Here is a 20,457-nt window from a genome sequence, read left to right on the forward strand (position 1 = left end):
GCCTAGCCTGCGGCGACGCGCTCCAGCACGAGCTCGCGGACGCGGGCCGCGTCAGCCGACCCGCGGGTCGCCTTCATGACCGCGCCCACGATGGCCCCGGCCGCCTGCACCTTGCCGTCGCGGATCTTGCCGGCGACGTCGGGGTTGGCGGCCAGCGCCTCGTCGACCGCAGCCAGCAGCGCGCCGTCGTCGGAGACCACGGCCAGGCCGCGCGCGTCGACCACCTGCTGCGGGTCGCCCTCGCCGTCCAGCACGTGCTCGAGCACCTGCCGCGCCAGCTTGTCGTTGAGCTTCCCGCCGTCGACGAGGCCCTGCAGCTGCGCCACCTGCGCCGGCGTCACCGGCAGCTCCTCGAGGGACGTGCCGCGGGTGTTCGCGGCGCGGCTGAGCTCGCCGGTCCACCACTTGCGGGCCGCGGCGGGCGGCGCGCCCTGGGCCACCGTGGCCTCGACCAGGTCGAGCGCGCCGGCGTTGAGCAGGTCGCGCATGTCGAGGTCCGTTAGGCCCCAGCCGGTCTGCAGGCGGCGGCGGCGCGCGGCGGGCGGCTCGGGCAGCGCGGCGCGCAGCTCCTCCACCCAGGCCGGGTCGGGCGCGACCGGCACGAGGTCGGGCTCGGGGAAGTAGCGGTAGTCCTCGGCGTCGGACTTCACCCGGCCCGACGTGGTCAGGCCGGTGTCCTCGTGCCAGTGCCGGGTCTCCTGCACCACCGAGCCGCCGGCGAGCAGCACGGCGGCCTGGCGGCCGACCTCGTAGCGCACCGCGCGCTCCACCGAGCGCAGGGAGTTGACGTTCTTGGTCTCGGTGCGGGTGCCGAGGCGGCTGTCGGGGGTCTCGCGCAGGGAGAGGTTGACGTCGCAGCGCATGGAGCCCTGCTCCATCTTCACGTCGGAGACGTCCAGGCCGCGGAGCAGGTCGCGCAGGGTGGCCACGTAGGCGCGCGCCACCTCGCCGACGCGCGCACCGGCGCCCGTGATGGGGCGCGTGACGATCTCGATGAGCGGGATGCCGGCGCGGTTGTAGTCGACCAGGGAGTACTCGGCGCCGTGGATGCGCCCCGTGGCCCCGCCGACGTGCGAGGACTTGCCGGTGTCCTCCTCCATGTGCGCGCGCTCGATCTCGACGCGGTGGGTGAAGGCCGGCAGCGAGCCGTCCTCCGAGGCCGGCACCTCCACGTCGAGCCAGCCGTCGAAGGCGATGGGCTCGTCGTACTGGCTGGTCTGGAAGTTCTTCGGCATGTCCGGGTAGAAGTAGTTCTTCCGCGCGAACCGGCACTGCGCGGCGATGGAGCAGTTCAGCGCCAGGCCGATCCTGACGGCGGACTCCACGGCCTTGGCGTTGAGCACCGGCATCGAGCCCGGCAGGCCCAGCGAGGTCGGGTCCACCTGGGTGTTCGGGTCCGCGCCGAACTCCGTCGGGGCGCCGCTGAACATCTTGGTGGCGGTGTTCAGCTCGACGTGCACCTCGAGCCCGACGACGGGGTCGAAGCGGGTCACGGCGTCGTCGTAGGCGATGAGGTCTGCGCTGGTGCTCATGCGGTCGCTCCGGCAGTGGTTCCGGCGGGTGTCGGTGCGGCGGTCCAGGCGGGCACGCGGTCGAGCAGCTTCCCGCCCCACGCGGCGTGCAGGCGGGCCTCGAGGGCGCCGCCCACGCGGTACAGCCGCGCGTCCTCGCGGACCGGGGCCAGCAGCTGCAGCCCGACGGGCAGGCCGTCCTCGGGGGCCAGGCCCACCGGCAGGCTCATCCCGGGGATGCCCACGAGGTTGGCGGGGATGGTGGCGACGTCGCCGCGGTACATGGCCAGCGGGTCGTCGAGCTTCTCCGCCAGCCGGAACGCCGTGGTGGGCGCGGTGGGGCTGACGAGGACGTCCACCTGGGCGAACGCGGCGGCGAAGTCGCGCTGCACCAGCGTGCGGATCTTCTGCGCGCTGCCGTAGTACGCGTCGTAGTAGCCGCTGGAGAGGGCGTAGGTGCCCAGGATGATGCGGCGCTTGGCCTCGGCGCCGAAGCCCTTGGCGCGGGTGGCCGCCATGACCTGCTCCGCGGTGACCTCGGAGGGGTCCACGCCCTCGGGCACCACCCGCAGGCCGTACCGCATGCCGTCGTAGCGGGCGAGGTTGCTGCTCGCCTCGCTCGGGAGGATGAGGTAGTACGCGCCGAGCGCGTGCTCGAGGTTGGGGCAGCTGACCTCCACCACCTCGGCGCCCGCGGCGCGCAGCTGGTCGAGCGCCTCGGCGAAGCGCTGCAGCACCCCGGCCTGGAAGCCCTCGGCGTGGCCGGTGCCGCCCAGCTCGGTGACCACACCGACGCGCACACCGGTCAGGTCACCGCGAGCGCCCTCGCGGGCCGCGGCGACGACGGCGGGGACGGGGTCGGTCAGGGAGGTGGAGTCGCGCGGGTCGTGCCCGCCCATCACCTCGTGCAGCAGCGCCGTGTCGAGGACGGTGCGCGCGCACGGACCGCCCTGGTCGAGGCTGCTGGCCAGGGCGATGAGGCCGTAGCGCGAGACGCCGCCGTAGGTCGGCTTCACGCCCACCGTGCCGGTGAGCGCAGCGGGCTGGCGGATGGAGCCGCCGGTGTCGGTTCCAGTGGCCAGCGGCGCCTCGAAGGCCGCCAGGGCCGCCGCGGAGCCGCCGCCCGAGCCACCGGGGATGCGGTCCGCCGCCCACGGGTTGCGGGTGGGGCCGAAGGCGGAGTGCTCCGTGCTGGACCCCATGGCGAACTCGTCCATGTTGGTCTTGCCGAGGGTCACCAGGCCGGCGGCGCGCATCTTCTCGACGACGGTCGCGTCGTACGGCGGCACCCAGCCCTCGAGCATGCGCGAGCCCGCGGTGCTGGGCATGCCGCGGGTGACCATGACGTCCTTGACGGCCACCGGAACGCCCGCCAGGGCGTGCAGCTGCTCGCCGCGCCCGCGGGCGGCGTCCAGCTCGGCGGCGCGGGCGAGGGCTCCCTCGGCGTCGACGTGGAGGAAGGCGTGCACGCCGGACTCGACCGGACCGTCGACCTCGGCGATCCGGTCCAGGTGCGCCTGCGTGAGCTCGACGGAGGTCACCTCGCGGGCGGCGAGGGCCTCGGCCATCGCGGCGGCGTCGAGGCGCGTGAGGTCGCTCATGCGTCCTCCCCCAGGATGCGCGGCACGCGGAACCTGTCGTCCTCGGCCTCAGGAGCCGCGGCCAGCGCGTCGCTGGCGGTCAGGACGCCTCCGACGACGTCGGGGCGGGTGACGTTGGTCAGCGGCACCGGGTGGCTGGTGGCCGGGACCGGCTCGCCCGTGGCGCGCTCGGCGGCGGCGACGGCACCGGTGACCGAGGCGACCGCGTCCACGATGGCGGTCAGCTGGTCGGCGAGGTGGTCGAGCTCGGCGTCGGGCATGTCGATGCGGGCCAGCCGCGCCAGGTGCGCGACCTCCTCGCGGGGCAGGGCGGGCATGGGAGCCGAGTCTAGGAGGGTCGGCGCACCCCGGTCGCCCGGCCGCCCTCCCCCACCCCCGTCGACGATCGAGGACGTCGCGCACGCGCGGGCGGTCGCGACGTCCTCGATCGTCGGGGACGGGTCGTCAGGACTGCTGGTCGGTCGGCTGCTCGGTCGGCTGGTCGGTCGGCTGGTCGGTCGGCTGCTCGGTCGGCTGGTCGGCGGGCGGGGTGCTCGCCTGCTCCGGCTGGTCGGCGTCGGAGACCCCGGCGGTGGCGATGCCCTCGGGGGCCTCGGGGGCGGCGGTCACCTCGGTGGCGGTGGCGGAGGTGGCGCGAGGACGGCGGGTGCGGGTGCCCGTGCCGCGGGGGGCGCGCGTCGTCGTGCCGGTCGCGCCGGTCGTGCGGCGGGTGCGGGTGGCGCGCGGCGGGGTGTCGGCGGCCTCCGCCTCCGGGGTGTCCACGACGACGCCGGGCTCCCCTGCGCCGGCCGAGCCGGCAGGAGCCGCAGCGGCGCTGGTGCGCCGGCTGCGGGTGCCCGTGCCCCGGGGCGCGCGGGGCGTCGTGGCCCGGGTGCCCGTGGCCCGGGTGCGGCGCGCCGGCGCGGGCGCCTCGGCAGCGGCCGCCGGCTCAGCTGGAGCGTCCGAGGACGACTCCGGGGACGACTCCGGGGACGACTCGGCGGGTGCCGGCTCGGCGGGCGCCTCGGCGACTGCCGGCTCGGTCGCGGCGTCGGCGGCGGTCGCGGCGTCGGCGGCGGTCGCGGCGTCGGCGGCGGTCGCGGCGTCGGCGGTGCCCTGGCGGCGGGCGGCCTTGCGGGCCAGCTGCTCGTGCTCGCGGCGCGCCTCGTCGGCGGCGACGTCGGCGGAGTGCGCCGCCTTCTCGGCCTTCTTGGCCTTGCCCTTGAGGTCCTCGAGGGAGGCCTTGGCCTTCTCCAGCGCCTTCTCCGCGGCGGCCAAGGAGGCGCGGGCCTCCTTGCGCGCCGCCTTCGCGGCGGCGACGGCGGCGGCGGCCTCGTCCCTGCGGCCGACGGCCTCCTCGCGACGCGCCGCGCTGGCGTCCTTGGCGGCCGACGCGCTCTCCAGCGCGCTCTGCGCCGCGCGCACGCGGTCCGCCAGCCCCACCGAGGCGCTCTTGCCCTTGCTCTTCTTGGCCATGGAGGTACGTCCTACACCCTCTGACCTGCGGTGTCGCGCCGGGACCGCTCGTACCGATCAGCGCCAGACGGGCAGCGGGCCCTCCGGCAGGCGCGTGGAGGCGTCGCCGCGCGCGGCGTCGAGCTGGGCGGTGGTCACGAACAGCGCTCCGGTGAGGTCCGCACCGCGCACGTCGGCGCCGCGCAGGTCCGCACCCAGCAGGTCCGCCCGCCGCAGGTCCGCGCCGCGCAGGTCCGCACCCAGCAGGAGGGCTCCGCGCAGGTCCGCCCCGCGCAGCCGCGCTCCGCGCCACCGCCGCCCCGAGAGGTCGGCGCCGCGGTGCCGGGCGGTCCGCCCCGGCACCTCGGCGCGCAGGGCGCGGCTCGCGTGCTCCAGCAGCGGCCCGGCGGCGCGCCTCTGCTCGCCGACGTCGACCGCGGCCAGCTCCTCGCGCCCCGTCCGGGCCAGCTGCTCCACCCGTTCGCGCAGGGCCGCCACCTCGTCGCGCAGCGGTCCGGGCAGCAGCAGGGACTGCGCCTCGGTGAGGTGCCACAGCACCTCGTGCAGGCCGCGCAGCGCCGCGAGGACGCCCGGAAGGTCCGGCGCCTCGGTCAGCAGGTCCGCCGGTGCCGGCGGTCCGCCCGGGCGCTGCCCGAAGACCACCTGCACGGCCCGCTGCCCGGCGCCGAAGCAGTCGAAGGCCACGCAGCCGGGGAACCCGCTGGGCACGAGCCGGGCGTGGATGCCGCACCGGGCGTCGGCGCGCAGGTGGGGGCACGGCGTGCCGGCGGGCTTGTCGACGGCGAAGTCCGCCGACCTGCTGAAGGCCGGCAGCACGCAGCACAGCGCAGCGCACCGGCCGCAGTCCGCCCGCAGGGCCGACCTGCTGTCAGGCACCGGGCTCCCCGGCGGGCTCCTCGGCGGGCTCCTCGGCCTCCTGCGCGGGCGGCGGACCGTCCGCGAGCAGCCGCTCGAAGCCCTCCTCGTCGAGGACGGTGACGCCCAGCTGCTCGGCCTTGTCGGCCTTGCTGCCCGGGCTGTCGCCCACCACCACGAAGGACGTCTTCTTCGAGACCGACGACGACGCCTTGCCGCCGCGGGACAGGATCGCCTCCTTGGCCTCGTCGCGGCTGAACCTCGACAGGGACCCGGTGACGACGATCGTCAGTCCCTCCAGCGTCTTCTCGACCCCGGCGACGGGGGCGTCCTCCATGGACACGCCGGCCCGGGCCCAGGCGTCGACGACGGCGGCGTGCCAGTCCACGGAGAACCACTCGACCACGGCCTCGGCGATGGTCGGGCCGACGCCGTCCGCGGCGGCGAGCTCCTCCTGGGAGGCGGCCCGGATCGCGTCCATCGAGCCGAACCGCTGCGCCAGGGCCCGGGCCGCGGTGGGCCCGACGTGGCGGATCGACAGGCCCACCAGCACGCGCCACAGCGGCCGGTCCTTGGCCGCCTCGAGGTTGGCGAGCAGGCGCACCCCGTTGGCGTTGAGGACGCGCCCCTCCCCCTCGCCCTTCTTCGGTGCGCGGGTGAACAGCGGCAGCACCAGGAGGTCGTCGGCGGAGAGGGCGAACAGGCCTCCCTCGTCGGGCAGCACCTGGCGGCCGTCGTCGCCGGACTCCGTCAGCGCCGTGGCGGCCTCGTAGCCCAGGGCCTCGATGTCGAAGGCCCCGCGCCCGGCCACGTGGAAGACGCGCTCGCGCAGCTGCGCGGGGCAGGTGCGGGCGTTGGGGCAGCGCAGGTCGGCGTCGCCCTCCTTCTCGAAGCGCAGCTCGGTGCCGCACTCGGGGCAGTGCGTGGGCATCTCGAACGCGCGCTCGGAGCCGTCGCGCAGCTCGGCCACCGGCCCGACGACCTCGGGGATGACGTCGCCGGCCTTGCGGACCACCACGGTGTCGCCGATGAGCACGCCCTTGCGGACCACCTCGGAGCCGTTGTGCAGCGTCGCCAGCTGGACGGTGGAGCCGGAGACCTTGACGGGCTCCATGTGGGCGAACGGGGTGACGCGGCCGGTGCGGCCCACGTTGACGCGGATGTCGAGGAGCTTGGTGGTGACCTCCTCCGGCGGGTACTTCCAGGCGATCGCCCACCGGGGGGCGCGCGAGGTGGCGCCGAGGCGGCGCTGCTGGGCCACCTCGTCGACCTTGACCACCACGCCGTCGATCTCGTGGGCGATCGCGGCGGCGTCGTGGCGGTGCTCGCCGTAGTGGTCGATGTACGCCTGGACCTCCTCGAGGGACTCCACGACGCGGTAGGCCGGAGAGGTCGGCAGGCCCCAGGAGCGCAGCAGCTCGTAGGTCTGCGACTGGCTGGCGGGCTCCAGCCCGCCGCGCACGCCGAGGCCGTGCACGATCATCGACAGCGGCCGGGAGGCGGTGACGCGCGGGTCCTTCTGGCGCAACGACCCCGCGGCGGCGTTGCGCGGGTTGGCGAAGGGCGCCTTCCCCGCGTCCACCAGGGAGGCGTTGAGCGCTTCGAAGTCGGCCACGGGGAAGAAGACCTCCCCGCGCACCTCGAACTGCTCGGGGAAGGTCGAGGGGTCTCCGCTGAGCTGCTGCGGCACCGCGTCGATGGTGCGGATGTTGTTCGTGACGTCCTCGCCGGTGCGCCCGTCACCGCGGGTGGCGGCCAGCACGAGGCGCCCGCGCTCGTAGCGCAGGTTCACGGCGAGGCCGTCGATCTTCAGCTCGCACAGCCACCGGACGGCCGGTGCGTCCTCGCGGCCGTCGGACAGGTCCCGCTGCACGCGCCCGGCCCAGGTGGCCAGCTCCTCGCGGGTGAAGACGTTGTCGAGGCTGAGCATCCGCTCGAGGTGGTCGACCGCGGTGAACTCGGTGCTGAAGGTCCCGCCGACCACCTGCGTCGGGGAGTCGGGCACGCGCAGGTCGGGGTGGGCGTCCTCCAGGGCCTCCAGCCGGCGCAGCAGCGCGTCGAACTCGCCGTCGGCGATGGTCGGGGCGTCGCGCACGTAGTAGGCGAAGCGGGCGGCGCGCACCTGCTCGGCCAGCTCGTCCCACTCGCGGCGCGCCTCGGGCGGAGCGCTGGGGAGCTCCTGCACCGTCTCCTGCGCCGTCTCGTGCTCTGTCACCCGCCCAGTCTGCCGAGCGCCTCGGACAGCGCGACCGAGGGCCGGACGCCCAGCCGGAAGCGCTAGCGACGACCACCCCGGCGGCGCAGCGCCACCACGCCGAGCACCGCCGCGGTCAGCGCCAGGTAGCCCATGACCAGCAGCTCGGGGCCCTCTCCGGTGCGCACCGCCAGGCCCGTGGTCGCCGGGTCGCCCAGCAGCAGCCGGTTCACCACGAGGAACGCGAGGTGGTACCCCACGCACGCCCACACCGACCCCACCACCGCCCGCACCAGCAGCAGGACGACGCCGAAGGACGCCACCAGCACGGCGTAGGAGACCGGGTCCTGCCCGCCCGGCGCGAAGGTCGCGGGCGGCACCCCCACCCCTGACCACTCCCCCAGCTGAGCCGTCGCCCAGATCGCGGCGGCCGGCGCGAGCACGAAGGCGGCCGTCGTGACCACTCCCGCCAGCCAGCCCGGCAGGTGCCCGCGCAGCCCGCCGAAGACCCCGCCGCGCAGCGCAAGCTCCTCCGGCACCGCCTCGAGCGCAGCGGCCAGCAGCAGGGTCACCACGAGCCACAGCAGCAGCCGGGGCACGTCCACGCCGGTCACCGCGAAGCCGCCCGCGCCTCCGGCCAGGTGGTCGGCCAGCAGCACCAGGCCGGCCGCTCCCAGCCCGACCGCAGCCCCGGCGAGCGCGAGCACCGGCCGGCGCATCCCGAGCACGGACTGCCAGCGCGAGCGGCCGTGGGCCGCGAGCACCAGCGGCACCGTCACGGCGAGGACGACGACGGCGGGCACCGCGCGCGCGGCGTCGCCCGAGACCCCGGCGCCGCGGGCGGCGGCCAGGGCGACGCCGGACAGTCCGAGGGCGAGGACGAAGGAGACCCAGGAGGCGGCGGCGCGGGCGAGGTCACCCGTCAGCCTGTCCCCTGAGGAGCCGGAGCGAGCGGAGGGCACGGCTCCACCCTGCCGGGTGGCTCAGGCCTCGGCGAGCACCTCGCCCAGCGCGTCGGCCGCGGCTCGCAGCCGTCCCAGCGCCGCCGTGGCGGCGGCCGGCGGCAGCGCGGCGAGCCCCGTCGTCGTCGTCACCACCACCTGGGCCAGCTGCGAGGCGGGCAGCCCGAGCCGGTCCCACGGGGTCCGCACCGCCTCCAGCAGCGCGGACACCTCGGGCAGTGCCGCACCGCCCGCGAGCGCGGGCACGTCGAGCACGCCGAGGTGCAGCTCGTGACCGGACTCGAGCGCCTCGGCGAGCTCCTCCCACGCGGCGCTGCCCAGCGGCCGCGACACCGGAGCGGCCACGACGAGGGCGTCCGCGCCGGCGGTGCGCAGCAGCGGCCAGACGCCCGAGCCGCCCGAGGGCGACGAGGGCGCGGTGCAGCGCAGCGCGGTCCGCACGCCCGCGGCGCGCAGGGCGCCGGTGAGGTCTCGCAGCCCGTCGCGCGCCCGCTGGGCGTCGACGGCGCGCAGGCGCCCCCAGCCGCTGGCCGTCGGCACGCGCCCCTCCAGGACGGCGGGCAGCGACGGCTCGTCCACCTGGACCAGCAGCTGCGCCGCGGGCACGAGGCGCTGCACGTCGGCGGCGTGCTGCAGCACGCCCTCCACCAGCGAGCCGAGCAGGTCGCGCGCCGCACCCTCGTCGACCACGGCCCGCTCGCCGCGGGGCAGCCAGACGGACGCGGCCAGGCTCCAGGGCCCGACCACCTGCAGCTTCAGCGGGCCCTCGTAGCCGTCGGCGGCCTCGGCCAGGGCGTCGAGGTCGGCGGTGCGGAAGGAGGCGGCGCGCTGGGCGTCGCGGCCCGGGTGGTCGACCAGGCGCCAGCCGACGGGCTGCAGGTCGACCGGCATGTCCACCAGCAGCGCCGCCGTCCGGCCGGTCGGGTCGGCGCCGGGCCCGCGGGCGGGCAGCTCGGGCGCGAAGGGCAGGTGCCCGCCGCCCAGCTCGCCGAGGACGGCGCGGGCGGCCTCCAGCGGGTGCTCCCCCGGCCAGGCGCCGGTCGCCGTGGCGCGAGGAGCGGTGGGCGCCGGAGGCGAGGAGGTCATGCCCCCAGGGTCGCGCGCTCCGCCCGGACCGCCGCGGCCAGGGTGGCCGAGCCCACCACGCGCGTGCCGTCGTAGAGGGCCAGCAGCTGGCCGGGGGCCACGCCGCGGACGGGCTCGTCGAGCCGGACGCGCACGCCGTCGTCGTCCAGCGCCTCGACGGTGCAGGCCAGCTCCGCGCCGTGGGCGCGCACCTGCGCGCCCAGCCGCTGGCCCGGCTCGGGAGCCGGGCCGCACCACACGGCGCCGTCGCCGGAGAGGACGTCGACGTCGAGGTCCTCGGCGGGGCCGACCACCACGCGGCGCTCGGCGACGGACACCGACAGCACGTAGCGCGGCTTGCCGTCCGCGGCGGGCACGCCGAGGCGCAGGCCGCGGCGCTGACCGACGGTGTAGCCGGCGGCGCCGTCGTGCGTGCCGACGCGGCGGCCCGAGCCGTCCACCACGTCCCCGGGCTCCCGCGCGCCCTCCGGCAGCCGGGCGCCGAGCCAGGCGCGGGTGTCGCCGTCGGGCACGAAGCAGATGTCGGTGCTGTCGGGCTTGTCGGCCAGCGCGAGGCCGCGCGCGGCGGCCTCGGCGCGCACCTCGTCCTTGCTGGTGGCGGTCCCGAGCGGGAACAGCGCGGTGGCCAGGCGCTGCGGCGGCAGCACGGCCAGCACGTAGGACTGGTCCTTGGCGAGGTCGTGGCTGCGGTGCAGCTCCCGGCCGCCCGTGGTCGTCCCCGGTCCGTCCTCGAGCCGCGCGTAGTGGCCGGTGGCCACCGCGTCGAAGCCGAGCGCGAGCGCCCGGTCGGCCAGGGCGGCGAACTTCACCTTCTGGTTGCAGCGCACGCACGGGTTGGGGGTGCGCCCGGCGGCGTACTCGGACACGAAGTCGTCGACGACGTCGCGGCCGAAGCGCTCGGACAGGTCCCACACGTAGAACGGCACGCCGATGACGTCGGCGGCCCGGCGCGCGTCGCGGGAGTCCTCCACGGTGCAGCAGCCGCGCGCCCGGCCGGGCGTCGCGCTGGGCGACGCGCTGGCCAGCGCGAGGTGCACCGCCACGACGTCGTGCCCGGCGTCCACCGCGCGGGCGGCCGCCACGGCCGAGTCGACGCCGCCGGACAGCGCCGCCAGCACCCTCACCGCGCCGCGCTCACGAGCCGGCGAGCGCGAGGCCCGCGGTGCGCGCGCGCTCGACCACGGGGCCGAGCACCTCGGCGACGAGCGCCACGTCGGCGGCGGTCGAGGTGCGGCCCAGGCTGAACCTCAGCGCCCCGGCGGCGTCGGCGTCGGACAGGCCCATCGCCCGCAGCACGTGGCTGGGCTGCGGCACGCCGGCGGTGCACGCCGAGCCGGTGGAGCACTCCACCCCGCGGGCGTCGAGGAGGTAGAGCAGCGCGTCGCCCTCGGCGCCCGGCACGGTGACGTGCAGGATGCCGGGCAGGCGGTCCTCGGCGCGCGAGGCGCCCCGCACCACGGCGTCGGGGACGGCGGCCAGCACGGCGGCCTCGAGCTGGTCGCGCAGGGCGCGCAGACCCGCGGAGCGCTCGGCCAGCGTCGAGACGGCAGCGGTGGTGGCCACCGCCAGGCCGCGCGCGGCGGCGGCGTCGACGCTGCCGGAGCGCACGCCGCCCTCCTGCCCGCCGCCGTGCAGCACGGGCACCAGCGAGGTGCCGCGGCGCAGCACGAGGCCGCCGACCCCCGTGGTGCCGCCCAGCTTGTGACCGGTGAACGACAGCGCGGTCAGGCCGGAGGCGGCGAAGTCCACCGGCACCTGGCCGACGGCCTGCACGGCGTCGGAGTGCACCGGGACGCCGTGGCGCGCGGCCAGCTCGACCACCTCGGCCAGCGGCTGCAGCGTGCCCACCTCGTTGTTGGCCCACATGACGCTGACCAGCGCCACGGAGGCCGGGTCGCGCTCGAGGGACTCGCGCAGGGCGTCCACGCGCAGCCGCCCCTCGCCGTCCACGGGCAGCTCCTCCACCTGGGCGCGCAGGCCCGCGGGGTGCTGGCCGAGCCAGTGAGCCGGGTCGAGCACGCCGTGGTGCTCCACGGAGGAGACCAGCACGCGCGTGCGCCGCGGGTCCTCCCCCTGCCGGGCCCAGAACAGGCCCTTGACCGCGAGGTTGTCGGACTCGGTGCCGCCGCCGGTGAGCACCACCTCGCCGGGGCGCGCGCCGAGCGCGGCCGCGACCTCCTCGCGGGACTCCTCCACCACTCGCCGCGCGGCGCGCCCCGAGCTGTGCAGGGCGGAGGCGTTGCCCGAGCGCGTGAGCTCGGCGAGCACCGCCTCGGCCGCGGCGGGCAGCACGGGCGTGTCGGCAGCGTGGTCCAGGTACGCCGTCACGCACCGAGGGTACGTCCATGCGGCAGAGTCATCCCCCATGACCAGCGCGGAGACCACGGCCCTGGGCGTCCACCCGACGCCGGCGGGGGCGAGGGCGGCCGTCGTGGCGTCCCACGCCGACGCCGTCCACGTCTGCCTGCTCGACGACGACGGCGCCGGCGGCTGGGCGGAGCGGCGCGTGCCGCTCACCCGGAGGCCCGGCGGTCTGTGGACCGGGGAGCTGCCGGGCGTGCGCGCGGGGCAGCGGTACGGCCTGCGCGTCGACGGCCCCTGGGACCCGCGCGCCGGCCTGCGGCACGACCCGGCCAAGCTGCTGCTCGACCCGCACGCCCTGGCCGTCGAGGGCGAGCTGCGCTGGGGGCCGGAGCTGTTCGCGCACGAGGTGGACGGGCCGCAGTGGCTGCCCCGCACCGGCGACCCCGCCGCCCAGCGGCGCAGCGGGCTCGACAGCGCGGGGTCGGTGCCGGTCGGCGTCGTCGTCGAGGCCCCGGTGGCCGACCAGGCGGCGCGGCCGCGCACCCCGTGGTCGCGCACGGTCGTCTACGAGGCCCACCTGCGCGGCCTCACGCAGCGGCACCCCGACGTCCCGCCGGAGCTGCGCGGCACCTGGGCGGGCCTGGCGCACCCCGCCGTCCTCGAGCACCTCACGCGGCTGGGCGTCACGGCGGTGGAGCTGCTGCCGGTGCAGGCGGTCGGGAACGAGGTCTCGCTGGCCCGGCGCGGCCAGGCGAACTACTGGGGCTACTCCACGCTGAGCTGGTTCGCCCCGGAGCCGCGCTACGCCAGCGCGGCCGCGCGCGCCGCGGGACCGGCGGCCGTGCTCGCCGAGGTGCGCGACGCCGTGGCGGCGCTGCACGCGGCCGGCCTGGAGGTGCTCCTCGACGTCGTCTACAACCACTCCTGCGAGGGCCACGCGCACGACGGTCCGTCGCTCTCGCTGCGCGGGATCGACTCCGCCGGCTACTACCGCCTGGACGGCTCCGGCCGCGACGTCGACTCCACCGGCTGCGGCAACAGCCTCGACTTCGGCCGGCCGCAGTGCGTGCGCCTCGCCATGGACTCCCTGCGGCACTGGGTGACGGCGTTCGGGGTGGACGGCTTCCGCTTCGACCTGGCCCCCACCCTCGGCCGCGGCCTGGACGGCGCCTACCGCCCCGACGCCCCGCTGCTCCTCGCCATGGGCGCCGACCCCGTGCTGTCCGACGTCAAGCTGGTCTCCGAGCCGTGGGACCTCGGGCCCGACGGGTGGCGCACGGGTGACTTCCCGCAGCCGTTCGCCGAGTGGAACGACAGGTTCCGCGACGGCGCCCGGGAGTTCTGGCTGGCGGTGCCGGGCAGGGCCTCGCGGGGTGAGCCCACCGGCTCGGGCCTGGGCGAGCTGGCGCTGCGCCTCACCGGCTCGGCGGACCTGTTCGGCGGCGGGCCGAACGACCGCGGGCCGATGGCCTCGGTGAGCTTCGTCACCGCGCACGACGGGTTCACCCTCGCCGACGCCTGCGCGTTCGACCACAAGCACAACCTCGCCAACGGCGAGGACAACCGGGACGGCACGGACTCCAACCGCTCCTGGAACCACGGCATGGAGGGCTGGCCCGGCGAGGGCGGCACCGCCGCCGGGCCGCTGGCCGACCTGGACGACGCCCACCCGGTCGACCCGGACGAGCTCATGGTGACCGCCCTGCGGCGCCGCTCGATGCGCAACCTGCTCGCCACGCTGGTGCTCTCCGCCGGAGTCCCGATGATCACCGCCGGTGACGAGCTGGGCCGGAGCCAGGGCGGCAACAACAACCCCTACTGCCTCGACGACGAGACCTCCTGGGTGGACTGGCACCTGGCGCCCTGGCAGGAGCACCTGCTGGAGACCACCCGCCAGCTGCTGGCGCTGCGGGCGGCGCACCCGGTGCTGCACGCCGAGCAGCCGCCGCGCCCCGCCCGCGCGGCCGCGGTGCCGGGCGCCCCGCAGCTGACCTGGTGGGACGCCGAGGGCGGGCCGATGGACCCCGAGGACTGGCAGGACCCGCAGAACCGCACCGTGCAGGTGCACCTGGGCGCCGCGCAGACCGGCGGGGAGGACCTCCTGCTCGTCCTCGCCGGGGACCTCGACGACGGCGACCTCGTGCTGCCGCCCCAGGCGGGCGTCGCGGGCTACCGGCTGCTGTGGGACAGCGCCGTCGAGCGCTACCCCGCCGGCGCGCTCGGGGCCCTCGACGCGGTGGGGACGAAGGTGCCGGTCAGCGCGCTGTCGACCCGGCTGTACCGGCCGGTCGCCTCACCTCAGGACGACGCCGACGCCGACGAGGTCGAGCCGGCCGAGGGCCAGACCACCGCGCCGTCGGAGCCGACCACGGCCCGCAGGTAGGAGTCGTCGAAGACGCTGGCCGGGTCCGGGACGCTCTCCAGCTCCCCGGACCCGACCAGCACCTGGCCCTCGGCCGTCAGCGCCGCAGGGTCGACGTAGCCGATCGGCTCGCCGGCCGGCGTGGAGTCCGCGACGAGCTTGGACTCGGTGGTGAACACCTGCTCGTTGTGGGTGACGTCGAACCCGCTGCTGCCGCCGGACTTCTCGGCAGCGGCCTGCACGCACTGCTGCAGCTGGGTCTGGCAGACCTCGTGGGCGTGCAGCAGCGCGCGGACGAAGTCCTGCACGGCGGTGGGGTGGGCCTGCGCGAAGGCCGGGTTGGCGATGAGCTGGCCGAAGGACCCGACCACGCCGTAGTCCTCGGGGTTCCACTGGGTGACCTGGTCCCCCATGGCCGCCAGCGTGAGCGGCTCGTTGGACTTGTACCCGGTGAGCGACTGCACCTGGCCGCGCACGAGCACCGTCGGGTCGTAGCCGACCTTCACCTGCTGGACCGAGTCCAGGTCGACGCCGGCGGTGACGAGCATGGCGCGCAGCGGCGCGGGCAGGCTGCCCTTGTGGCCCAGGGTGGTGCCGTCGAGCTGCGTGAGGTCGGTGACGCTCGGCTCGGTCATGAGGGTGGCGATCGGCACGTGCCCGAAGGTGGCGACGCCGACGACGTCCGCCCCACCCGCCACCGCGAGCATCGCCTCCGCGGCGCTGCCGACGCCGGACAGCTGCGCGCGGCCGGCGGCGGTGAGCTGGGCGCCCTGGGCGGTGTCGCCGCTGCCGGGCTGCAGCTGCACGTCGAGGCAGACGTCCTCGAAGAAGCCCATCGACTCCGCCGCGACGGCCTCGAGGATGGTGGTGGACGCCTGGTACTGGTAGCCGGTGAGGTAGGTGACCGTGCCGGCGTCGCGGTTCTGGGCGCAGCGGTCGGCGTCGATGACGCCGCTGCCCGAGGCCGAGCCCCCGGGCGCGGCCGGCGCGTCGGACGAGCCCGAGCAGGCGGACAGCAGGAGCACGGCGGTGCACGCCGCGGCCAGGGCGGCGAGCGGTGAGCGGCGTCGGAGCGTGGTCACAGCGCCGATTGTCGGGCCTCGCTCCCCCTCGCGGCGCCGCGGACGCTCGCGAGTGCGGAGTCCGGGGTCNNGACCCCGGACTCCGCACTCGTGGAGGTGCTGGGCTCAGCCGGGGATGCCGCCGGTCAGGAGCCGGCGGAGCCCGCCGTGGCCACCGCGCGCTGCGGGAGCCGGAGCAGGGCCCTCAGCCCTGCCGACGTGGTCGTCCTGACCGGACGGCAGACCCGCCTGTCCCCGCGATCCAGAGCGCCGCGCCCACGCGGCCGGCCAGGGCCTCCACCGACAGCGAGCCGCTCACCTCCAGCACCGGGAGGCGCAGGTCAGCGCACTGGCCGCGCAGCCGGTCGGTGAAGAGGGCGTCGCGCGCGAGCAGGTTCGCCAGCGCCCGCGGCGGATCGCTGGTGCGCCACGCGACGTCGTCCAGCGAGCCCCGCTCGGCGAACGCGCGCCGGCGGAACGCCGGGGTGGGGAGCAGCCACAGCGCGTGGGACGGCTCGGCGAGCAGCGGTGCGACCAGCGGCGGCAGCAGGCGGAAGCCCTCCACGAGCACCGGACGGTCGCCGGGCAGCGCGGCGACGTCGTCGAGGAGCAGGTCGAACGCCTCCCCGCGGTACCAGTGGAAGCTCTCGAGCATCTGCTCCGGCGTCCTGCCGAGCCACCGCGCGTCCAGCGTCGCGGCGGCGAAGCGCGCCAGCTCGGGGCTGCCGGCGGGGTCGGCACGCCGGGCGTGGTCGGCCATGAGGGCGTCGCTGTCGACGACGACGAGCGACGGGTCCCTCGCCGCGAGCGCCCGGGCCACCGTCGACTTCCCGGCGCCGCTGCCCCCGCCCAGCCAGCGCACGTGCCCGAGGGCGGCCGGCACGCTCACCGGCGGCCGGGGGCGTAGCGCGCGAGGACGCGGCGCTCGACGAGCACCACGGCGCCCAGCAGCAGCACGCCCATGACCGCCAGCACGATGATCGCCGCGTACACGGGCGCCAGCTGGTAGCTCGCCGCCGAGGTGGTGATGAGCGTGCCGAGCCCCGAGGACGAGCCCGCCGCCACGAACTCGGCCACCACCGCGCCCACCACCGACAGCGGCAGCACCACGCGCAGCGCCGTGAACAGGGCCGGCAGCGCGGAGGGCAGCCGCAGCCGCAGGAGCACCTCGCTGCGGGAGGCGCGCAGCGACCGCAGCACCATGAGCGCGTCCGGCGGTGCCGCCCGCAGGCCCTGCAGCAGCGTGACGAGCACGGGGAAGAACACGACGACGGCGGTGACCAGCACCTTCGGCGTCCGGCCGAAGCCGAACGCCACCACGAGAGCTGGGGCGAAGGCCACCACGGGGGTGGTGTTGAGGACCACCGCCAGTGGCAGCACGGCCCGCGCCAGCAGCGGCACCTCGCTGAGCACCACCGCCAGCGCCGCGGCCAGCACGCCGCCGAGCAGCACGCCCAGCAGCGCCGTCGACAGCGTGGTCCAGGCGTCGGCCAGGTAGGTGCCGGGAGCTCCGGCCAGCTCGGAGAGCACGTCGGCGGGCAGCGGCAGCAGGTAGGTCTGGCCCTGCGCCACCAGGTGGGCGGCCAGCAGCTGCCAGACCGCCGCGAGCACCACGAGCGCCACCACCGCGGGTGCCCAGGCGGACGGGCGCCACCAGCTCCTCACGAGGCCTCCGACGGGCGGCCCGCCGACCAGGCGGCGGCCAGCTCGCGGCGCAGGCGGTCCTCGACCGCGTGCATCGCCGGGCCACCCAGGTCCCCGCCGGCGCGCGGGCGCGGCAGCCCCACCTCCACGACGTCGACCACGCGCCCCGGGGGCCCCGCCATCACCACCACGGTGTCCGACAGCACCACGGCCTCGCGCACGGAGTGCGTCACGAAGAGCACGGTGGTGGGCACGTGCTCCCACAGGGCCAGCAGCTGGCGCCGCAGCGCCTCGCGGGTGATCTCGTCGACGGCGCTGAACGGCTCGTCGAGCAGCAGCACCCGGGGCCGCATCGCCACCGCTCGCGCGAGGGCCACGCGCTGCTGCATGCCGCCGGACAGCTCGTGCGGGTACGCCTCGAGCACACCGCCCAGGCCCACCTCGCGCAGCACCTCGACGGCGTCACCGCGCTCGGCGCTCCCACCGCCGCGGCGCAGGCGCCGGTCGGCGGCGCGGTTGACGCGCCGCGGCAGCTCGACGTTGCCGCGGACGGTCAGCCACGGCAGCAGCGCGGGGGTCTGCGGCACCAGGCCGATCTGCTTGTCGGCGGCGGCGGCCCCGGGCGGGCGCCCGCAGACCAGCACCTCGCCGTCGTCGGGGTCCTCCAGGCCGGCGACGGCGCGCAGCAGCGTGGACTTCCCGCAGCCGCTCGGCCCGATGAGGCTGGTGAAGCTGCGCTCGGGCACGTGCAGGTCGAGGCCCGCCACCGCCTCGACGGACCCGCGGCCCGCGGCACCCGGGTAGGAGCGCCGCAGGCCGCGGACGTCGATCACCGCTCGGTCAGCCGTCGGTCAGGCGCTGGTGACGAGCGCGGTCTCGGCCGGGCTCGCCTGCGCGCCGTGGCGCGGCAGCACGCGCACGGTGTACCCGAACGCGCCGGAGCGCCGCAGCACCACGGTGCCGCTGAACAGGTGGCGGCCCTCCTCGTAGCTCTCCTCGAGCGCCAGGGCCGCGGTGGAGGTCTCGACCAGCTCGTCGTCGACGTCGACGCGCCCGTGCACCACCTGCACCTCGACGTCGGACGGCGAGAGCTGCCCGAGGGAGACGTACGCGGCCACGCGCACCTCGTCGCCCACCTCCGGGGAGTCGCTGACCCCGCCGGACTCGACGTGGTCGACGCGCACGCCGCCCCAGGTCGCGCGGACGCGGCCCTTCCACGCCGCAAGGTCGCGGGCCCCGGCGAAGTCGCCGGCGGCGAGCGCGGACCCCGAGGTGGCCGCAGGCACGTAGAGGGTGTTCACGTAGTCCTGCACCATGCGCGTGGCCTGGACCTTGGGCGCCAGCGTGCCGAGGGTGTGCTTGACCATCTCCAGCCAGCGGCCGGGCAGGCCGTCGGCGTCGCGGTCGTAGAAGCGCGGCGCCACCTGCGTCTCGATGAGGTCGTACAGCGCGGCGGCCTCGAGGTCGTCGCGGCGGTCGGGGTCCTCGACGCCGTCGGCGGTGGGGATCGCCCAGCCGTTCTCGCCGTCGAACCACTCGTCCCACCAGCCGTCGAGGATCGACAGGTTGAGGCCGCCGTTGAGGGCGGCCTTCATGCCGGAGGTGCCGCACGCCTCGAGGGGGCGCAGCGGGTTGTTGAGCCACACGTCGACGCCCGGGTACATGGTCTGCGCCATCCGGATGTCGTAGTTGGGCAGGACGACGATGCGGTGCCGCACGCCGGCCTCGTCGGCGAACTGCACCATGCGCTGCAGCAGCCGCTTGCCGGAGTCGTCGGCGGGGTGGCTCTTGCCGGCGATGACCAGCTGGACCGGGCGCTCCGGGTGGGTGAGCAGCGCCCTGAGCCGGTCGGGGTCGCGCAGCATGAGCGTCAGTCGCTTGTAGGTGGGCACCCGGCGGGCGAACCCGATGGTCAGCACCTCGGGGTCGAGCGCGCCGTCCACCCAGGCCAGCTCCGCCGGGGAGGCCCCGCGGCGCAGCCAGGAGGAGCGCACGCGGCGGCGGGCGTCGGCCACCAGCTGGGCCCGCAGCTCCCCGCGCAGGGCCCACAGGGCCGCGCCGTCGAGGGAGGCCGCGCCGCCGGACTGGTTCGAGGCGTCCTCGCCGCCGCCGGAGGCGGCCAGCAGCTCCACGACCTTGCGGTCCACCCAGGTGGGCGCGTGCACGCCGTTGGTGATGGAGGTGATGGGCGTCTCGGCAGCCTCGAAGCCCGGCCACAGGCCGGCGAACATGCCGCGGGAGACCTCGCCGTGCAGGGCGGACACGCCGTTGGCGCGCTGCGCCAGCCGGAAGCCCATGACGGCCATGTTGAACACCGACGGGTCGCCGCCGGCGTAGTCCTCCGCTCCGAGCGCCAGCACCCGGTCGAGCGGGACGTCGCCGAGGAAGCCGGAGCCGCCCAGGTGCTCGGACACGGCGTCGCGGCCGAACCTGTCGATGCCCGCCGGCACGGGGGTGTGGGTGGTGAAGACGGTGGCGGCGCGGACGGCCTCCACCGCCTCGTCGAAGGTGAGGCCCTCCGCCGTCAGCTCGCGGATGCGCTCCACGCCGAGGAACCCGGCGTGGCCCTCGTTGGTGTGGTACACCGCCGGCTCGGGGGCGCCGGACAGGCGCGACCACAGGCGCAGCGCGCGCACGCCGCCGGCGCCGAGCAGCAGCTCCTGCTGGAGGCGGTGGTCGCCGCCGCCGCCGTAGAGGCGGTCGGTGACGTTCGCGGCGGCCTCGTCGTTGCCGGTGACGTCGGAGTCGAGCAGCAGCAGCGGGACGCGGCCGACGTCGGCCTTCCACACGTGGGCCAGCAGCGTGCGGCCGTGCGGGAGCGGCAGCGAGATGACGGCCGGAGTGCCGTCCTGCTCGCGCAGCTGCGTCAGCGGCAGCCCGTCGGGGTCGGAGACCGGGTAGGTCTCGGTCTGCCAGCCGTCGCGGGTGAACGCCTGCTTGAAGTAGCCGGCCTTGTAGAGCAGACCGACCCCGACGATCGGCACGCCGAGGTCGGAGGCGGCCTTGAGGTGGTCGCCGGCGAGGATGCCCAGGCCGCCGGAGTACTGGGGCAGCACCGAGGTGATGCCGAACTCCGGGGAGAAGTAGGCGATGGCGGCCGGACCGCCGGAGGAGGCGACCTCCTGCTGGTACCAGCGGTCGCCGGTGAGGTAGGCCCGCAGGTCCTGCTCGGCCGCGCGCACGGCCGCGACCACGGAGCGGTCGGCCGCGAGCTCGGCGAGGCGCTCGGGCGACAGCGAGCCGAGCAGCGCGACCGGGTCGTGGCGCAGGGCCCGCCACTTCTCCGGGTCGAGGCTCGCGAAGAGGTCCTGCGTCGGGGCGTGCCAGGACCACCGGAGGTTGGTGGCCAGCTCGCCGAGGGGCGCCAGCGCCTCCGGCAGGGCGGTGCGGACGGTGAACCGTCGGATCGCTCTCACAGCCGC

Annotated in this window: 16 protein-coding genes; 1 reads left to right on the top strand and 15 read right to left on the bottom strand. The window is 76.5% G+C overall.

Annotation, left to right across the window (positions count from 1 at the left end; genetic code table 11):
* Positions 1 to 2: 2 nt before the first annotated feature.
* From gatB to FHN55_RS06610, 10 genes are all read right to left on the bottom strand, one after another.
* Positions 3 to 1,532, bottom strand: coding sequence for an Asp-tRNA(Asn)/Glu-tRNA(Gln) amidotransferase subunit GatB (gene gatB, locus FHN55_RS06565; protein ID WP_139711446.1), 1,530 nt, complete (start codon positions 1,530 to 1,532; stop codon positions 3 to 5).
* A complete protein-coding gene (gatA, locus tag FHN55_RS06570; RefSeq protein ID WP_139711447.1) occupies positions 1,529 to 3,112 on the bottom strand; it encodes an Asp-tRNA(Asn)/Glu-tRNA(Gln) amidotransferase subunit GatA in 1,584 nt (527 codons plus the stop codon). Before gatA ends, gatB begins: the two co-directional genes overlap by 4 nt.
* Positions 3,109 to 3,429 carry an Asp-tRNA(Asn)/Glu-tRNA(Gln) amidotransferase subunit GatC gene (gene gatC / locus FHN55_RS06575; protein ID WP_139711448.1) on the bottom strand — a complete coding sequence of 107 codons (321 nt, stop codon included), beginning with the start codon at positions 3,427 to 3,429 and terminating at the stop codon, positions 3,109 to 3,111. Before gatC ends, gatA begins: the two co-directional genes overlap by 4 nt.
* Positions 3,430 to 3,556: 127 nt before the next feature.
* Positions 3,557 to 4,567 (bottom strand): hypothetical protein, encoded by a 1,011-nt coding sequence (locus FHN55_RS06580; protein ID WP_139711449.1) that lies wholly within the window; start codon positions 4,565 to 4,567, stop codon positions 3,557 to 3,559.
* A 57-nt stretch (positions 4,568 to 4,624) separates the two neighbouring features.
* A complete protein-coding gene (locus FHN55_RS06585; RefSeq protein WP_139711450.1) occupies positions 4,625 to 5,443 on the bottom strand; it encodes a pentapeptide repeat-containing protein in 819 nt (272 codons plus the stop codon).
* The gene (gene ligA, locus FHN55_RS06590; RefSeq protein ID WP_257570745.1) at positions 5,436 to 7,637 is read right to left on the bottom strand and encodes an NAD-dependent DNA ligase LigA; all 2,202 of its coding nucleotides are present in this window, start codon (positions 7,635 to 7,637) and stop codon (positions 5,436 to 5,438) included. Before ligA ends, FHN55_RS06585 begins: the two co-directional genes overlap by 8 nt.
* Before the next feature lie 62 nt (positions 7,638 to 7,699).
* Positions 7,700 to 8,578 (bottom strand): type II CAAX prenyl endopeptidase Rce1 family protein, encoded by an 879-nt coding sequence (locus tag FHN55_RS06595; protein WP_139711451.1) that lies wholly within the window; start codon positions 8,576 to 8,578, stop codon positions 7,700 to 7,702.
* A 21-nt stretch (positions 8,579 to 8,599) separates the two neighbouring features.
* Positions 8,600 to 9,664 (bottom strand): methionine synthase, encoded by a 1,065-nt coding sequence (locus tag FHN55_RS06600; protein ID WP_139711452.1) that lies wholly within the window; start codon positions 9,662 to 9,664, stop codon positions 8,600 to 8,602.
* Positions 9,661 to 10,788 (bottom strand): tRNA 2-thiouridine(34) synthase MnmA, encoded by a 1,128-nt coding sequence (gene mnmA / locus FHN55_RS06605; protein ID WP_257570746.1) that lies wholly within the window; start codon positions 10,786 to 10,788, stop codon positions 9,661 to 9,663. Before mnmA ends, FHN55_RS06600 begins: the two co-directional genes overlap by 4 nt.
* A 10-nt stretch (positions 10,789 to 10,798) precedes the next feature.
* A complete protein-coding gene (locus tag FHN55_RS06610) occupies positions 10,799 to 11,992 on the bottom strand; it encodes a cysteine desulfurase family protein (protein WP_257570747.1) in 1,194 nt (397 codons plus the stop codon).
* Between the two features lie 37 nt (positions 11,993 to 12,029).
* Between FHN55_RS06610 and glgX the strand changes: the two genes are divergently transcribed.
* Positions 12,030 to 14,351, top strand: a complete 2,322-nt coding sequence (gene glgX, locus FHN55_RS06615) for a glycogen debranching protein GlgX (RefSeq protein ID WP_139711454.1) — start codon at positions 12,030 to 12,032, stop codon at positions 14,349 to 14,351.
* Here glgX and FHN55_RS06620 read toward each other — a convergent pair.
* The 5 genes from FHN55_RS06620 to glgP form a co-directional block, all read right to left on the bottom strand.
* Positions 14,267 to 15,412: an ABC transporter substrate-binding protein gene (locus FHN55_RS06620; RefSeq protein WP_139711455.1), complete on the bottom strand. Its 1,146-nt coding sequence runs from the start codon at positions 15,410 to 15,412 to the stop codon at positions 14,267 to 14,269. The two genes, glgX and FHN55_RS06620, sit on opposite strands and share 85 nt — an antisense overlap.
* A gap of 184 nt (positions 15,413 to 15,596) precedes the next feature.
* Positions 15,597 to 16,280, bottom strand: a complete 684-nt coding sequence (locus FHN55_RS06625) for an AAA family ATPase (protein WP_218974409.1) — start codon at positions 16,278 to 16,280, stop codon at positions 15,597 to 15,599.
* Entirely contained in the window at positions 16,277 to 17,056 is a 780-nt protein-coding gene (locus FHN55_RS06630) for an ABC transporter permease (RefSeq protein ID WP_257570748.1), read from the bottom strand. Before FHN55_RS06630 ends, FHN55_RS06625 begins: the two co-directional genes overlap by 4 nt.
* A complete protein-coding gene (locus FHN55_RS06635; protein ID WP_139711456.1) occupies positions 17,053 to 17,868 on the bottom strand; it encodes an ABC transporter ATP-binding protein in 816 nt (271 codons plus the stop codon). Before FHN55_RS06635 ends, FHN55_RS06630 begins: the two co-directional genes overlap by 4 nt.
* An 18-nt stretch (positions 17,869 to 17,886) precedes the next feature.
* On the bottom strand, positions 17,887 to 20,451 hold the full coding sequence (glgP, locus tag FHN55_RS06640) for an alpha-glucan family phosphorylase (protein ID WP_139711457.1): 2,565 nt from the start codon (positions 20,449 to 20,451) through the stop codon (positions 17,887 to 17,889).
* Between the last annotated feature and the right edge of the window lie 6 nt (positions 20,452 to 20,457).

It is taken from the genome of Streptomyces sp. NP160 (assembly GCF_006335115.1).
Taxonomy (GTDB): Bacteria; Actinomycetota; Actinomycetes; order Actinomycetales; family Quadrisphaeraceae; genus Quadrisphaera.

Excerpts from the sequence above, each read along its gene's own strand:
- gatB (WP_139711446.1), bottom strand. The coding sequence starts at position 1,532 with ATGAGCACCAGCGCAGACCTCATCGCCTACGACGACGCCGTGACCCGC.
- gatA (WP_139711447.1), bottom strand. The coding sequence starts at position 3,112 with ATGAGCGACCTCACGCGCCTCGACGCCGCCGCGATGGCCGAGGCCCTC.
- gatC (WP_139711448.1), bottom strand. The coding sequence starts at position 3,429 with ATGCCCGCCCTGCCCCGCGAGGAGGTCGCGCACCTGGCGCGGCTGGCC.
- FHN55_RS06580 (WP_139711449.1), bottom strand. The coding sequence starts at position 4,567 with ATGGCCAAGAAGAGCAAGGGCAAGAGCGCCTCGGTGGGGCTGGCGGAC.
- FHN55_RS06600 (WP_139711452.1), bottom strand. The coding sequence starts at position 9,664 with ATGACCTCCTCGCCTCCGGCGCCCACCGCTCCTCGCGCCACGGCGACC.
- glgX (WP_139711454.1), top strand. The coding sequence starts at position 12,030 with ATGACCAGCGCGGAGACCACGGCCCTGGGCGTCCACCCGACGCCGGCG.